This is a genomic window from Arthrobacter sp. StoSoilB13, from assembly GCF_019977255.1.
Lineage (GTDB): Bacteria > Actinomycetota > Actinomycetes > Actinomycetales > Micrococcaceae > Arthrobacter.
In genome coordinates, this window is the sequence record NZ_AP024647.1 from 640,476 (window position 1) to 655,038 (window position 14,563).

Here is a 14,563-nt window from a genome sequence, read left to right on the forward strand (position 1 = left end):
AACCTGAAGGGCCCTGGAACGTGTGGGTCCAGGGCCCTTCAAACTACAGCGATCAGCCAAACTGCAGCACTCAGGCTATTCGGAGTGCTTCACGGTATGGAGGCGGGTGATGATGGTCGGGCACGGCAGCTTGCTAAGTACTGAGTGTGCCGTTGATCCCAACAGAAGACGCTTGAAACCACCACGCCCCTTGCTGCCGACAACCAGCAAGCGTGCAGTAGCGGCGGCTGCGATAAGTGCCTCTGCGGGTCCCGTGTGTGTCTCCAGAACCTGATGCACAATGAGGTCAGGGTAGGTGTCTGCCAACCCTGCAACCGTTTCGGCCAACACCACGCGTTCTTCCTCGGCAACGATTTCTGAGAAGTTTCCTGGCGGCATGCCGCGGGCCACCACCGGCTCGGGCAGCCGGAAGGCGTGGAGCACGGTAAGCTCCTGTCCTTCCCGATCCGCCTCGGCTGCGGCAAACGCCACGGCTTGCGTGGATTCTTCCGAACCGTCCACGCCCACCAGGACGCCGTGCCGGTTCGCCAGATCATGCTCCCCTATTACTGCCACGGGGCAGTGGGCCACGGCGGCAACCTGCAGCGCACGGTCAGTCAGGGAGCCCCCAACCCAGCTGTGCCCGGATCCTATAACCACCATTGAGGCCCTTTTTGACTTCTTGCGAAGCGCGTATCCGGCCCCTCCCGAGACCAGGTCTGTGGTGATTTCGACAGTCGGCTCAAGTTTGCTGGCACGGTCCTTGGCTGTGACCAGGAATTTGTCCCCGGATTCCCGGATCCATTCGTTATACCCAACGGCGTCATATGCCCAGCGGTCATCCACTGCGTGAACAAGCTGCACCGGCAACTTCAGGGCGGCCGCCCTCTGCATGGCCCACCGTGTGGCGGCCTCGCTACCGGGGGAATCGCTGACGCCAACGACAATTGCTTCCTTCATGGCTGATCCCATTCTTCTTGGATATTTCCCCGGAAGGGTGAGGCCGGGGCTTTGTCAGTCCAGTTTCTGCTTTCCATTTCCTTGGAGTTAGGGCCGGAAGTCCTACTAAGTGGATGCTGGTCCCGCTGCTGTCCAGGGCCGGGGATCTGGCTTCGCGGGTTCCGGCGGCTGGTAGCCGCTCAGCACCAGGGCATTATTCGGGTCGGACCCTTACGCCTGTATAGGGTGCAGGATCCTGCTGCCAGCACGTGGACTGAGGAGCCCATTTGGCCTGCGTAGCGGGCTTCCTCTTCCTGCAAGTGGGCGCTGGGCCGGCGGCTGAAGCAGCGGGATTCGGGGAAGCATCTGGCGCCGGGCGATGCTCCGGCGCCAGGTGTTTGTCCTCGCTAGGACGACGGAACGGCGTGGTGATGCCGGTATCCCTCAGTACTGGGCTTTATTGCCAACGCGGTTACTACCAACGCAACGGCGCCGGTAATCCACGCGCTCCAGGCTGCGCCTGTGGCCGAAGTGAAGCCGGCTACCCACGGCGCCAGCAGCAGGGCCACCGCAATGATGGCTTGTGCCCATTCCGCAGCAGGCAACCCTGGCGCGGCAAGGTTAACCACCCCGCCGATGACAAGGAGTATGCCCAGGGTGACCATGACTGCCGTCGAGGATCCCATTTGACTGGTCCACAACACGGATAGGGCCGCATAGGCGCCGGCTGCGACAACGGTCCAGTCCTGCCATCGCGTCCATTTCTTCATGGTTTTCTTGCTCCTTCATTGTCTGGAAACACCGCCTGCCTCTGCAGGGCGGCTTCCGGTCTCCCGTATTCCCAGATTCAGTTCAAACCTCGAAGCGCAACAGGGCCGAAAGTACAGGGCCGAAAGTCACGAGGGCGCGGCAGGGTCCTTGGGCCCTTGTGACCCGGGGAGGAGGTCCGCAACAATTTGGGGGAGTTGATAGATCGGCAAGTGCGGTGCCGCCGCCGGAGAGGAAAGCGATGTATCCCCTAGAGGAATCCGCCCCGGATATCACGGTGCAGCCCATCCGTGTGTTCATACTCGACGACCACGAATTGGTACGCCGGGGTTTGCAGGAGCTTCTGGAAAGCGAGGGGTTCGAGGTGGTTGGGATGTCGGGGTCTGCAGAGGAGGCGACTCGGCGGATACCAGCCTTGCACCCCGACGTCGCGGTCCTGGATGCGCGGCTTCCGGACGGGACGGGAATCGAAGTTTGCCGGGACGTCCGTTCCGTTGACCCTCGCCTCAACTGTTTGATTTTGACCAGCTACGACGACGAGCAGGCATTGCGTGGCGCGGTGCTTGCCGGTGCGGCCGGTTACATTCTCAAGGAAATTGGCGGCACGGATCTCCTGGGGGCCCTGCGACGCGCAGCCCGCGGCGAATCATTGTTCGATGAGAGTGTCAAGGCCCGCATTATCAAGGGACTCACGGAGCCCAAGAGGCTGGATCCGCGCGTAGCGTCACTGACGCCGCAGGAGCGGCGTGTCCTGGAGTACGTCGGCCAAGGCATGACCAACCGCCAGATTGGTGAAGAGATGCTACTGGCAGAGAAGACTGTCAAGAACTATGTTTCGTCATTGTTGGCGAAACTGGGTTTTGAACGCCGGACCCAGGCGGCGGTCTTCATGGCCCAGGCGCCGGGGGAGGACTCAGGAAGAGGTCACTGACTGTCAGGTTGACCGGCTCACCGCAACGGAACGGTCCATGTCAGCGAGGTACCCTTGCCCGGGGCACTGGTGATGGTGCATGAACCATTGAGTTCAGCTGCCCTGCGGATCATGTTGCCCAGCCCGTTGCCGGCACGGGGCTCCTTGAATCCGCAGCCATTATCGGCCAGCTCCATAATCAGGGCGCCGTCTTCCACCGCCACGGCCACTGTGATCGTTTCTGCCCCCGAATGGCGTACGGCGTTGCTCAGGCTTTCCGTAATGACTGCCAACAGGTGCTCTACGACAACCTCGTCCTCCAAGGCATCCACGGCCCCTGTCAGTGTCAGGTGTGGTGCATGTGGCAGAGTCTTTGCCCCTGCTTGTATGGTCCGCAGGATCCGGCTGCTCAAGAGCTCAGGTTCACTGGTAGTCGCCCGCAGGGAGTAGATGGTATTCCGAAGATCCCGGATGCTGGTGTCGAGCTCGTCCGTTATGGCATCGATCCGCCCTGCAGCTGATCCTGTGGAGGTGAAGCGACGCAGGCTTTGGATGCTCAGTCCTGCGGCGAAGAGCCGTTGGATCACCAGATCATGAAGATCGCGCGCGATCCTGTCCCGGTCAGTGAAGACGACCAACTGTTCACGTAAGCGATGAATACGGTCAAGGGCCAAAGCCAGGGCCACGTGTGAGCCATAGACGGATGCCATATCAATATCGGTGGCGGAGAAGGCCCCGGCGCCGGGCGAACGGCCCAGTAGGAGGTATCCCTGATGGGCGCCTTGGGCGCTGAGGTCCACCATGAGCAGCTTGCCGGGCTGCCCATGGCCTGTCTTGTCAACGAGTCTCCAGGGATCGTCGAGGGCGGTCGCTGCTCCGTCGAAGGTATCGGCGCCGGTATCCGTGGAATCCACGGATAGCACCCGGCCTCTGAGTGCAACACTGTCTATTCCGGCGGAACCCTCCACGGTGTAGACCCCGTGCCGCTCGGCGGCAGGCAACAGGACCAAGGCCAGCTTCGCCCCGGATTCCAGTAAAGCCCTGCTTGCAATCAGGTCCAGGGATGCATTCTCGGGCTGGCCGTCCTCCAGCATCCTGCCGGTGACGTCCATGCAGGCTTCGAGCCACGATGTGCGGCGACGGGCGTCCTCGTAGAGGCGGGCGTTCTCAATGGCCACGCCGGCCGCGGCCGCCAAAGCAATTGCCAGGTCCTCGTCTTCCGGCGTGAAGTCCTCGCCGCCGGCCTTTTCAGTCAAGTAGAGGTTCCCAAAGACCGTATCCCGGACCCGCACCGGGACGCCCAGAAACGACTTCATGGGAGGATGATTCCGGGGGAAGCCATGGGCTTTGGGATGCTGGCTGAGATCATGGAGCCGCAGCGGTGCGGGCTCAGTGATCAGAAGACCGAGGACCCCGTGGCCGGTGGGAAGCGGGCCGATCCGGCTGGCCAGGTGGTCATCGATGCCGACGGTGATGAAGTGACTTAATGCGTCGTCCTCGCCGATGACGCCCAGAGCGCCGTAGCGTGCTTGGAGGAGATCGCAGGCGGATCTGACAACCCGCTCCAGCACGGATTCGAGGCTCAGGTCCTCGGCTACGGCCACCACCGCTTCGAGCAGCCCCCGCGTTCTCTCCTGGGGCCTGGAGCAGTTCTCCCGCCCGGGCCATGAATTCTTTCAGGAGGTCTTCCAACTGGACTCCCGGCGTGCCCGGCGCCTCGTTGCGTGCTTCCTCCGGAGAATCGTTCATTGTCGCCTTTCGACCAGGACCGGCAACACCACGGGAGGTGCCTCACCCATCTTTGGTGCCAGCCTACTCCGGGGCCCTTCCGCCCGAAACCGTTGTCGGGTAGGGGGCTTTGGGCCCTGTCGCATTCCCTTGGGCCGCCTTAGTGTCGTCGCATGACGAACAAACCAGCGATCCCCGAGGCAGAGAACCTGGACATCAAACAATGCTGGGAACTGCTCCGCAGTGTGTCGGTGGGGCGCTTGGCAGTCTGGGCAGGCGACCACCCCGACATCTTCCCCATCAATTACAAAGTTGATCACGGAACCTTGGTCTTCCGCACTGGCGAAGGCACAAAGCTCCATGCGGCACTGGGGGCAACGCCTGAAGCGCTGGAGGCGGACGGTGTGGACTCCGGATCCGGTATTGCCTGGAGCGTAGTGATCAAGGGGACCACGGAAAGCATCAAGTTGACACAGGATGTACTGGACACTGTTGGTTTCTTGCTCTTTCCCTGGCAGGCCGGCCGGAAGGACCATTTTGTCCGGATTGTCCCAACCTCCATGACCGGGCGGCGCTTCAAGGTGACGCCGCCCCTGACGTGGTGGAGCCCCTTGGACGATGCCACCCGCGCAAGTTTGGAATAGCGGGCGGGCCCGCTGCGGTCGGTCCAACAGCATCCAGGCCCGCGCTGCCCCGGGTCCAACGGCCCTAACGACGGCGACCTGCCGCCGCTAGCGTCGAGGGCATGAAGACAAAGCCTGATGCAGTCATAGAGCGGTTGGCCCCTGACGAATGTTGGGACCTGCTGGGTGAGACCAACGTTGGCCGGCTGGCCGTCCTGGTTGAAGGACACCCTGATGTTTTTCCGGTGAATTACGTCCTGGAAGGAGACAGCATCGTCTTCCGTACAGGTGCCGGTACGAAATTCTGGAGCACCATGACCACGTCCTGTGCCTTGGAAATCGACGGTTACCAGGCACTCAGCGGAAAGGCCTGGAGCGTGGTCGTTCGCGGCCGGACAGCCCTGATCCTGGACCGGCAGGAAAGGGCCAAGGTTGACGCGCTGGGACTCGATCCCTGGCAACCTGGCAGCAAGAACTACTACCTGCGCCTCGTTCCGGACGCCGTCACCGGCCGCCGCTTCAAGACCCAGCGACCGGATCTCTGGGGAACCCCGTTGAACGACGCGCGTACCGAAACCTTCCACTAACCCACTCCCAAAGTGCCTTGCACGCCTGCTAAGCGGTAGCCTGCAACGCCACGTACAGGACGGATGAGCACTATGAAAGCCCTTGTTTACGGTGGTCCAGACACCAAGACGTGGAAGGATGTTCCGGATCCGGGCATCACTGAGCCCACGGATGCAATTGTGCGCATCGACACGACCACCATTTGCGGCACCGATCTGCATATCCTCAAGGGCGACGTACCTGCAGTGGAACCTGGACGGATCCTCGGCCATGAAGGGGTGGGTACCGTCGTGGAGGTTGGTGGTTCAGTTGGCAACGTCAGGCCAGGAGACCGTGTGATCATCTCTTGCATCAAGTCCTGCGGACACTGCACCAATTGCCGGAAAGGGCTGTTCTCGCATTGCCTTGGAGATGAAGGGCAAGTGGGTACGGGCTGGATTTTCGGTCATCTCATTGACGGGACCCAGGCGGAGTTCGTTCGTGTTCCCTACGCGGACAACTCACTTCACAAGCTTCCGCACGGCGTCAACGATGATGAGGCCGTCATGTTGTCCGACATCCTTCCCACAGCCTTTGAGATCGGCGTGCTGGATGGCCGCGTTGCTCCCGGCGACATTATCGCCGTAGTGGGGGCCGGGCCCATTGGCTTGGCGGCCATGGCGACGGCGGGACTCTGCGGAGCGTCAACGATCATCGCCATCGACCCCAACGTAAGCCGCCTTTCAAGGGCCGCCGATTTCGGTGCGACGCACACCGTCAACCCTGAAAGCCAGGATTGGATCAGCGACGTCCTGGCCCTCACGGATGGTGCCGGCGTTGACGTTGCCATGGAAGCGGTGGGGATTCCGGAGACTTTCGAGATGGCCCTGCGGCTGGTACGTCCAGGAGGCAATGTGGCCAATATCGGCGTTCACGGAAAGCCTGTTCAACTGCCCTTGCAGGACTTGTGGATCCGCAATATCAATATCAGCATGGGGTTGGTCAACACGAACACCACTCCGATGCTCCTGCGCTTGGTTGCCCAGCACAAGCTGCCCGCAGAGAAGTTCGCCACCCATCACTTTTCCCTCGACCGGATCATGGACGCCTATGACACATTTTCCAGGGCCGCCGAAACGGAGGCGTTGAAAGTGGTGCTCAGCAGGACGCCCCGTGACTGAACATTCATCGTGAGACATCGTTTGGTGACGCTGGTAGCGCGCTTTCCGTTGGTGGCCGGCACTGTGCTGGCCATGCTCGTCGTTGCGGCACTGATTATCAGCGGGCACGATGCTGCAGCCCAGGGGACGGCAACCATTTACTCGCTCTCGGTAGCGGTCTACCGCGCAGGGAGCATGGTCAAGGGCCTTTTTCAAGGACGGTGGGGCATTGACCTCCTGGCCGTTACGGCCATTTGTTCAACCGCAATTGTCGGGGAGTACATTGCGTCCTTGGTCATTGTTCTCATGCTGACCGGTGGCGAAGCGTTGGAGGACTTTGCCCACGGCCGCGCCACCAAGGAGCTCCGCGCACTATTGGAACGTACCCCGCGTATTGCCCACCGTGAGGAAAGCGGTGGATTAGTGGAAGACGTCGGCGTCGAGTCCGTTGCTCGTGGTGACATTCTGCTGGTGAAGCCGGCTGAAACTGTTCCCGTGGACGGCAGGCTGCTGTCCGACGTCGGGACCTTTGACGAGTCTGCGCTGACAGGCGAAAGCCTTCCGGCGGAGCGACTGGCGGGAGACTTGCTGCTCAGTGGCTCCGTGAACGGGGCCGACGCGATCCGGATGGTGGCCACGGCTTCCGCGGGCGATTCGCAGTACAGCCAGATTGTTGCGTTGGTGAGGGAAGCCGCGGCGAGTCGTGCACCTACGGTTCGCCTGGCTGACAGATATGCCGTGCCGTTCACCCTGGTAGCCTTTGTCCTTGCCGGGGCGGCCTGGTGGCTCAGCCACGATCCAGTCCGGTTTGTGGAGGTGCTCGTTGTTGCGACTCCGTGTCCCTTGCTGATTGCCGCGCCCGTCGCCTTCCTTGCCGGTACCAGCCGGGCCGCCAAAGCCGGCATCATCATCAAGAATGCAGGTACGTTGGAGCAGCTCAGCCGCGTGAAGACTGCTGTGTTCGACAAGACCGGTACTCTCACCCAAGGCAGGCCTGTCCTGACCGGGATTCGCCTTTCTGCCGCGGCAGGCCTGTCAAAAAACGAGCTGTTGCAGCTGGCGGCATCGGCTGAGCAGTACTCGTCGCACATCTTTGCAGCCTCCGTCATCGCGGCGGCGCGCGAGCGGAGCTTACCGTTGCTGCCGGCGACGAACGCCAGCGAACACGCCACCAATGGCGTGGCTGCCGATGTCGGAACCCGGAGGGTGGTGGTGGGAAAGCCGGCGTTCGTCGAGGAAAATACGGCAGGCTTTGAAAGCGCGCCCCTGGAAGGAGGGCAACTCGCGGTCTACGTAGGTGTGGAGGGAAAGTTTGCCGGGACACTCATCATGAGTGATCCCTTGCGGGCAAATGCTGTGGAAACACTCACGGAGCTCCGCAGGCTCGGTGTCGCACAAACCATGCTGCTGACTGGCGATGCTTCGTCGACCGCCCATCACATCGCTGAAACCGCTGGGATCGGGAATGTCCAGGCGGAGTGTCTGCCTTCGGACAAGGTCGCCACCGTTGCAGCCCTCACTGTGCGGCCGGTCATGATGGTTGGTGACGGTGTCAACGACGCCCCTGTCCTGGCGGCGGCCGACGTCGGCATCGCCATGGGCGCCAAAGGTGCCACTGCGGCAAGCGAATCGGCGGACGTGGTCATTATGCTCGACGACCTCTCAAGAGCCGCCTTCGCGGTGGACATCGGCCAGCACACCATGCGGATCGCCCGCACGAGCATCTGGACAGGCATCCTCCTAAGCTTAGGCCTGATGGCGGTGGCAACGTTGGGTGTGATCCCCGCCGTGGCCGGAGCGCTGCTTCAGGAATTCGTGGATTTGGCGACTATCCTGAATGCGCTCAGGGCGCTTGGTCCACGGCTGGCCAGCGCACGTTCAAGGGCCGTTGGCCCCGCGTTCAGTAGCGCTCGGGCTCATCCCCAAGTTCAAAATAGCGGCCCTGGACACGCGTCGGAGTGATCTCCACGTAGGTGTATTTGCGGGTCGGGATCCACGGTTTGAGGGGCAACTTGTCGGCCTCGTCGATTTCCGACTGCGACTCGATGACGCGCGCCGTCCCTTTGAGGACCACACTCCAGGCTTCGGCGTCAACGATCTCTTCCACTTCGAAGGCAACCTTCTCATTGACAGTCAACTCAGCTAGCTTTGTTCCCGGATTGGTCCTGAGGAGCAAACGCTTCCCATGTGCGATGAAGTTCAAGGGGTAGATGTCCGGCTCGCCCAGGACGCTGACGGCCAAACGACCATGCTGGTTCCGTTCGAGGACCTTCCATGAGTCGGCTTCGGACAGGACAGTGCCTGGTCGCTCGTCATTTTCCACGGTCTTTCTCCTGCACCTGACGTAGGGGCTGCCCGGCTGGATGGCCTGCCGCAGCTGATGTCCGTGATCCTACGGCGGGCCATGTTGACCGCAACAGGGTCGAAGGTCCTGCGGGAAGGTGCGGCACCATGACCTTCGGCTCTGGCCTCCCGGGCCTGTCCGCGAGAAGCTGTGAAGCGGGCCCGTTCAGGTGTGGAGGGAGACATAGAGGACATGGTTTCTCCAAAACGGGATGCCTGTTCGATGGAAGGCTCCATCAGCAGCCCTGACGTGTCTAGGGCCAAAGGGCACGGTTGGGAAAGGACCTTCTGCCCTACACGTGCCGCGTCTGAGGCGTTAGGCTCGGCGCCATGGAGAACACATCACCGGACCAGGAAACGAAAGAACTCAGCGTCCACGACTGCTGGAAGTATCTGCAGTCCACGTCTACGTGCAGGGTGGCACTCATCAATGGGGACGTTCCGGAGATCTTCCCGGTCAACTACATCCCTAATTTCGGGACGCTGCTGTTCAGGACCGGACAGGGGACCAAACACAACGCCCTCCGCGAAGGGTCCGTGCTTGCTATGGAAGCTGACGGGTTCAACCGTTACGGGACCATCGCTTGGAGCGTCATCATTAAGGGACGCCCCGAGTTCGTGACCCATCCCGAAGAAATTCAGGAAGCGGTGGATGCAGGCTTGTCCCCGTGGCAGCCCGGTCCGAAGGACATTTTGGTGCGGGTGACGCCAACGGAAATCAGTGGACGGCGGTTTGTCATCACCCCACCCTCCAAGTGGTGGCCGCCGCTGGATCCTGCCGCATCTGACGACGGGGCCGCGGAAGGGAACGACGCCGGACACCAGTAGCGGGCGCGCCGGCCCGGGGTTGGCGGTCTGGTTTCAGGACGGCCTTGTCAGGATGACGGCCTCGTCAGGATGGTGGGGCACTGGACATTGAGGAGAACGTGCTGTGCCACGGATCCCAGCAGCACCCGTAGGCCGCCCCGCCCGCGGCAGCCCATGACCAGCAGCCGGGGCCCTCCCTGGCAGCATCCACCAGCGCGTCCCCAGGTCCTAGGCTGTCCTCCAGCTCTTCCTGCACGGATACCCCGGGGTAGTTTTCGTGGACCCAGCGGACGGCCTCGGCCAGGATGCCACCGTTCCGGGGAGATCGGGGATCCGGACCCGTCGCATGAACGATGATCAGTTCTTCATCCATACGCTGTGCCTCACTCGCCGCGAGATCCAGGGCAGTGAGCGAATCGGCGGAGCCGTCGACTCCGACCACCACGCCCGTGCAGACACCGGATGCCATGTCCGGAACCACCGCGACAGGGCAGTTGCTTGTGACTGCGATCTGGAAACTGACGGATCCGTATCCCTGGCCTTCCGTCCCCGGCCCGCGGTCGGTTCCTGCGACCAGCATGTTTGCTTCCGGGGACAGGCCGGCGAGGGTTTCTGCAGGTTCTCCGGTCAACTGTGTGGATGAGACCTCCAACGAAGGGTACGCCTGGGCGAGCCGCCTGGTTTCGCTGCCTAACAGGTCGCCAGCCCGTTCCAGGGCCAACTTTCGTTCATCCGCCCCGGGAAACGCCCAGTCGGGCGGAACGACATGAACGAGGTTGAGCCCCAGACCAAGGGCATCTGCATGTGCCGCCGCCCAGTCTGCGACGTTCCGGCCGGCCCTGGAACCATCAAGGGCTGCCACGATCTGCTTCTTCACGTAACGGCGCCCCCTCGCGTGTCCCAACAGTGATCGTTTCCACTATCTGCGGGAGAAGTCGCGGTCGCAAGGGCCAGAAGACCTTTCCGCCGCCTGCAGAAGTGCGTTAGGGTCCTCAGCAGAGGGCTGGAGGCTCCCACTGGACATAGGCGGGAAGGATCACAATGTGCAAGTTCTTGTGCTGAACCCCGGTTCCTCATCGCTGAAATACCATTTGAGGGACACTATGCACCCCGCTGGGAACAACAGCGTCCTGACTTCGGGACAGGTCAATTTGCCACCGGATGGCCGCCATGATCCTTCTCTCCTGCTGGAGACTTTTGAAGAAATCGGTGCCGCAGTGGCCAAGAACGCGGGGACAGGATTTCCGGAGGCAATCGGACACCGCGTCGTTCACGGCGGTGACCGGTTCAGTACTCCGGTACGCGTTACGTCGGACGTTGTGGCGGCCATTGAACGGCTGAGTCCCTTGGCGCCGCTGCATAACCCCGCGAGCGCCGCTTGTATGAAGACTGCCGGAGAACGCTGGCCGGGGATCCCCCAAGTGGCTGTGTTCGACACAGGGTTTCACCGTTCCATCCCCGAGTTCGCAGCCCGCTATGCGATTCCGGAAGACAGCTATACAGCGCACCCCGTCAGGCGCTATGGATTCCACGGCATTTCCGTTGAGATGGCATGCCGTGATGCGGCTGCGTTTCTTGATGTGGCTTGTCCTTCCCTTAACGCAATAGTGGCGCACGTGGGTAATGGCGCATCGGTGACGGCAGTCAGGGACGGCCGGAGCGTGGACACCTCCATGGGTATGACACCGCTGGAAGGGCTGGTCATGGGTACCCGATCAGGGGACCTGGACCCTTCCATCATCGTCTTGATGCAACGTGCGGGAGCCACTGCGGACGAAGTCGATGCTGTCCTCAATCATCGATCGGGCCTCCTGGCATTGGCAGGAACGGCGGACATGCGCGAAATTGGCGCTGCGGTAGAGAGGGGAGAGCCCAGGGCAGTTCTGGCCCTCGAGACTGCTGCCTACCGTCTGGCCAAGTACATCGCGGCATACTCGATGGTGGTTCATCGGCCCGACGCTTTAGTGTTCACGGGGGGCGTGGGTGAGAATTCCCATGTGTTCAGGGCCAAGGTCCTTTCCTGGCTGGGCCCCTTGGGACTACACGTTGCCGCGGAGGGGAACTCAGCTGATGTGAAAGGCATCCACGGCGTCAGCACGGAGGATTCCACATTTCCTGTGCTTGTGGTGCCCAGCGACGAGGAGCGCGCAATCGCAGAAGCCACTGCTTCATTCCTCGCTGAACGTGAATAGGAAGGATTGCAAGATGAGGCCAAGCACGCCGGACACCCGCCAGGTCAATGGGCCGGAGTCCGAGGACTTTCAATTGCTCAACCGTTACTGGGCTGCCGCGAACTACCTCACCGTGGCTCAGATCTACCTTCAGGAAAATCCTCTTCTGCGCGAACCATTGCAAGCACGGCACATCAAACCCCGGCTTCTGGGCCATTGGGGAACCAGCCCCGGGCTGTCTCTCATTTATGCCCACCTGAACCGGCTTATCTGTCGCACGAAGGCGGAAGTCCTCTTGGTGACTGGCCCTGGCCATGGAGGCCCCGCCGTCGTTGCCAATACGTATCTTGAGGGCAGCTATTCAGAGGTCTATCCGGCTGTTGGCAGGGATCTTGAAGGGCTGAGGCGCCTTGTCAGGCAATTTTCGACGCCCGGCGGGATCGCCAGCCATGTCGGACCGGCCACGCCCGGTTCCATCCACGAAGGCGGTGAACTGGGGTACTCGCTGATGCATGCCACTGGAGCCGCCATGGACAATCCGGACCTCATTGTGGCCTGTGTGGTTGGGGATGGAGAGGCAGAAACAGGGCCTTTGGAGGGTTCATGGAAGGCGCCGGCATTTATCAACCCGCTCCGCGACGGCGCGGTCCTTCCTGTTCTCCACCTCAATGGATACAAGATCTCTGGTCCCACGGTCTTGGGCCGTCGCACGGACATGGACGTCGCGGCGTTGCTGGCGGCGCATGGCTGGGACCCTGTCACTGTTGCCGGAGACGATCCGGACCTTGTACACCCAGCCTTGGCCTCCGCGATGGATTCGGCGTACGCCTCCATCCGGGCCATACAATCGCATGCCCGCCAAGAAGGCGTTACGGGTCCGGCCCGATGGCCTGCCATTATCCTTCGCACTCCCAAAGGTTGGACGGGGCCGGTCGCAGTGGACGGAGTGCCGGTTGAAGGAACCAGCCGTTCACATCAGGTGCCGTTGGCTGGAGTAAGGGAAAAGCCCGGGCATCTGGCGCAACTGGAGGCCTGGATGCGCTCCTACCGTCCGGAGGACCTCTTCGATGACCAAGGGCGCCTTATCCCTGAACTGGCGGCCTTGGCTCCCGACGGCGACCTTCGCATGGGAGCGCTGCCGGCGAGCCGTGGGGTGGGTGGTGGAGAACTCGTGATCCCCGACCTTGGCCGGTACGCCGTCCGGGCTGTTCCTCGCGGAGCGTTGATGAACGAGAGCACCAGACCACTCGGGGAGATGCTCAGGGACATCTATATCGATACCGCCGATGATCCCAAATTCCGCCTTTTCTGCCCGGACGAAACCAATAGCAACCGGCTTGGTGCAGTCTTTGAAGCCACGGACAGGTGCTTGCTGGAGTCGCCCGCCAACAGTGCCGCCGCACTGGCCGAGGACCATGTCTCGGCCAGCGGCCGGGTTATGGAGGTCCTCTCCGAACACCTGTGCCAAGGCTGGCTTGAAGGATACGTGCTAACAGGACGGCACGGCCTCTTCGCAAGCTACGAGGCATTTGCGATGGTGAGCGCCTCCATGACAGTCCAGCACGCCAAGTGGTTGCAGCATTCCAGGGAGCTGGAATGGCGGCAGCCAGTCCCGAGCCTTAATATCCTGCTGACCTCTACCTGTTGGCGAAACGATCACAACGGATTCAGCCATCAGGGACCGGGGCTCATCGACACGGTCCTATCGCTGTCCGGAAGTGTCATCAGGGTCTACCTCCCGCCGGATGCCAATACCCTGTTAGTGGCGGCGGAGCACATGCTGGGGAGCAAGGACTACGTAAACCTCGTTGTCATCGACAAGCAGGACCACCCCCAGTATCTGACGCTTGCCGAGGCCAGGGAGCACGCTGCCGTTGGTGCGTCCATATGGGGGTGGGCCGGGAATGAACCGCGCGGCAGTTCACCCGTGGCTTCAGAACCTGACATCGTCCTTGCCTGTGCCGGGGATGTTCCCACCCAGGAGACCCTGGCCGCCGCCTGGCTTCTCCAGCGTTACGTCCCCAAGCTGACTCTGCGGGTGGTCAACGTCATGGATGCCATGGTGCTCCCGCCTGCGGGTGCGCATCCCCACGGGCTCTCAACTGAGAAGTTTGAAGAGATCTTGACTACTGACGTGGACGTGGTGATGGCGTGGCATGGATACGCGCGGGCTCTCCATCAACTCCTGCACGGCCGCCCACATCCCGAGAGATTCCACGTCCGCGGTTACAACGAACAAGGGACCACCACCACACCCTTTGACATGGTGGTCCTGAACAGGGTTAGCCGCTACCACTTGGTCATGGAGGCGCTACGCCGGGCCCGTGGGCACTTCGCAGGTTCGGAAGAACTTGTGAAGCACTGTCTGAGTCAGCTTGACGCCCACGCAACCTACATACGGGAGCATTTCGAAGACCTTCCAGAGATCAGGGACTGGACATGGTCGGAGCCGGATTCCTAACGGACTTCGATGACGCCAACATCCCTTGATCCTCACATCAGGACCACCAGAAGCACGAGTATTGCCGGTCCGATGACAATCCGCAGCCCCCGCAGGAACACCCAAACATTCCGTATGCCAACACACGT

At 61.7% G+C, this 14,563-nt stretch carries 13 protein-coding genes and 1 pseudogene; 8 read left to right on the forward strand and 6 right to left on the reverse strand.

Annotated features, from left to right (window positions below):
• Positions 1-75: 75 nt before the first annotated feature.
• A complete protein-coding gene (locus LDP01_RS03005) occupies positions 76-939 on the reverse strand; it encodes a universal stress protein (protein WP_224090103.1) in 864 nt (287 codons plus the stop codon).
• A 386-nt stretch (positions 940-1,325) separates the two neighbouring features.
• Positions 1,326-1,688, reverse strand: coding sequence for an SPW repeat protein (locus LDP01_RS03010; RefSeq protein ID WP_224090105.1), 363 nt, complete (start codon positions 1,686-1,688; stop codon positions 1,326-1,328).
• Between the two features lie 239 nt (positions 1,689-1,927).
• Here LDP01_RS03010 and LDP01_RS03015 point away from each other — a divergent pair, with 239 nt between their 5' ends.
• A complete protein-coding gene (locus LDP01_RS03015) occupies positions 1,928-2,617 on the forward strand; it encodes a response regulator (RefSeq protein WP_224090107.1) in 690 nt (229 codons plus the stop codon).
• A 17-nt stretch (positions 2,618-2,634) separates the two neighbouring features.
• On the opposite strand, the gene LDP01_RS03020 is transcribed toward LDP01_RS03015, so the two are convergent.
• A complete protein-coding gene (locus LDP01_RS03020) occupies positions 2,635-4,203 on the reverse strand; it encodes a GAF domain-containing sensor histidine kinase (protein WP_346658899.1) in 1,569 nt (522 codons plus the stop codon).
• 294 nt (positions 4,204-4,497) lie between these two features.
• Between LDP01_RS03020 and LDP01_RS03025 the strand changes: the two genes are divergently transcribed.
• The 4 genes from LDP01_RS03025 to LDP01_RS03040 all read left to right on the forward strand — a co-directional run bounded on the left by LDP01_RS03025 (position 4,498) and on the right by LDP01_RS03040 (position 8,615).
• A complete protein-coding gene (locus tag LDP01_RS03025; protein ID WP_224090109.1) occupies positions 4,498-4,968 on the forward strand; it encodes a pyridoxamine 5'-phosphate oxidase family protein in 471 nt (156 codons plus the stop codon).
• 101 nt (positions 4,969-5,069) lie between these two features.
• On the forward strand, positions 5,070-5,534 hold the full coding sequence (locus LDP01_RS03030) for a pyridoxamine 5'-phosphate oxidase family protein (protein ID WP_224090111.1): 465 nt from the start codon (positions 5,070-5,072) through the stop codon (positions 5,532-5,534).
• 72 nt (positions 5,535-5,606) lie between these two features.
• Positions 5,607-6,674 (forward strand): zinc-dependent alcohol dehydrogenase family protein, encoded by a 1,068-nt coding sequence (locus LDP01_RS03035; RefSeq protein ID WP_224090996.1) that lies wholly within the window; start codon positions 5,607-5,609, stop codon positions 6,672-6,674.
• Between the two features lie 72 nt (positions 6,675-6,746).
• Complete coding sequence (locus LDP01_RS03040) at positions 6,747-8,615, forward strand: heavy metal translocating P-type ATPase (RefSeq protein WP_224090999.1); 1,869 nt, start codon at positions 6,747-6,749, stop codon at positions 8,613-8,615.
• On the opposite strand, the gene LDP01_RS03045 is transcribed toward LDP01_RS03040, so the two are convergent.
• The gene (locus tag LDP01_RS03045) at positions 8,554-8,976 is read right to left on the reverse strand and encodes a pyridoxamine 5'-phosphate oxidase family protein (RefSeq protein ID WP_224090113.1); all 423 of its coding nucleotides are present in this window, start codon (positions 8,974-8,976) and stop codon (positions 8,554-8,556) included. The two genes, LDP01_RS03040 and LDP01_RS03045, sit on opposite strands and share 62 nt — an antisense overlap.
• A gap of 350 nt (positions 8,977-9,326) precedes the next feature.
• On the opposite strand from LDP01_RS03045, the gene LDP01_RS03050 reads away from it, so the two are divergent.
• The gene (locus LDP01_RS03050) at positions 9,327-9,824 is read left to right on the forward strand and encodes a pyridoxamine 5'-phosphate oxidase family protein (protein WP_224090115.1); all 498 of its coding nucleotides are present in this window, start codon (positions 9,327-9,329) and stop codon (positions 9,822-9,824) included.
• A 47-nt stretch (positions 9,825-9,871) separates the two neighbouring features.
• On the opposite strand, the gene LDP01_RS03055 is transcribed toward LDP01_RS03050, so the two are convergent.
• Positions 9,872-9,979, reverse strand: coding sequence for a universal stress protein (locus LDP01_RS03055; RefSeq protein WP_224090117.1), 108 nt, complete (start codon positions 9,977-9,979; stop codon positions 9,872-9,874).
• Positions 9,980-10,155: 176 nt separating this feature from the next.
• Positions 10,156-10,680 (reverse strand): annotated as a pseudogene (locus LDP01_RS03060) (universal stress protein); the annotation flags it as partial.
• 166 nt (positions 10,681-10,846) lie between these two features.
• Here LDP01_RS03060 and LDP01_RS03065 point away from each other — a divergent pair.
• Both LDP01_RS03065 and LDP01_RS03070 read left to right on the forward strand, forming a co-directional pair.
• Complete coding sequence (locus LDP01_RS03065; protein WP_224090119.1) at positions 10,847-11,995, forward strand: acetate/propionate family kinase; 1,149 nt, start codon at positions 10,847-10,849, stop codon at positions 11,993-11,995.
• A gap of 13 nt (positions 11,996-12,008) precedes the next feature.
• Complete coding sequence (locus tag LDP01_RS03070; RefSeq protein ID WP_224090120.1) at positions 12,009-14,435, forward strand: phosphoketolase family protein; 2,427 nt, start codon at positions 12,009-12,011, stop codon at positions 14,433-14,435.
• Positions 14,436-14,563: the final 128 nt, after the last annotated feature.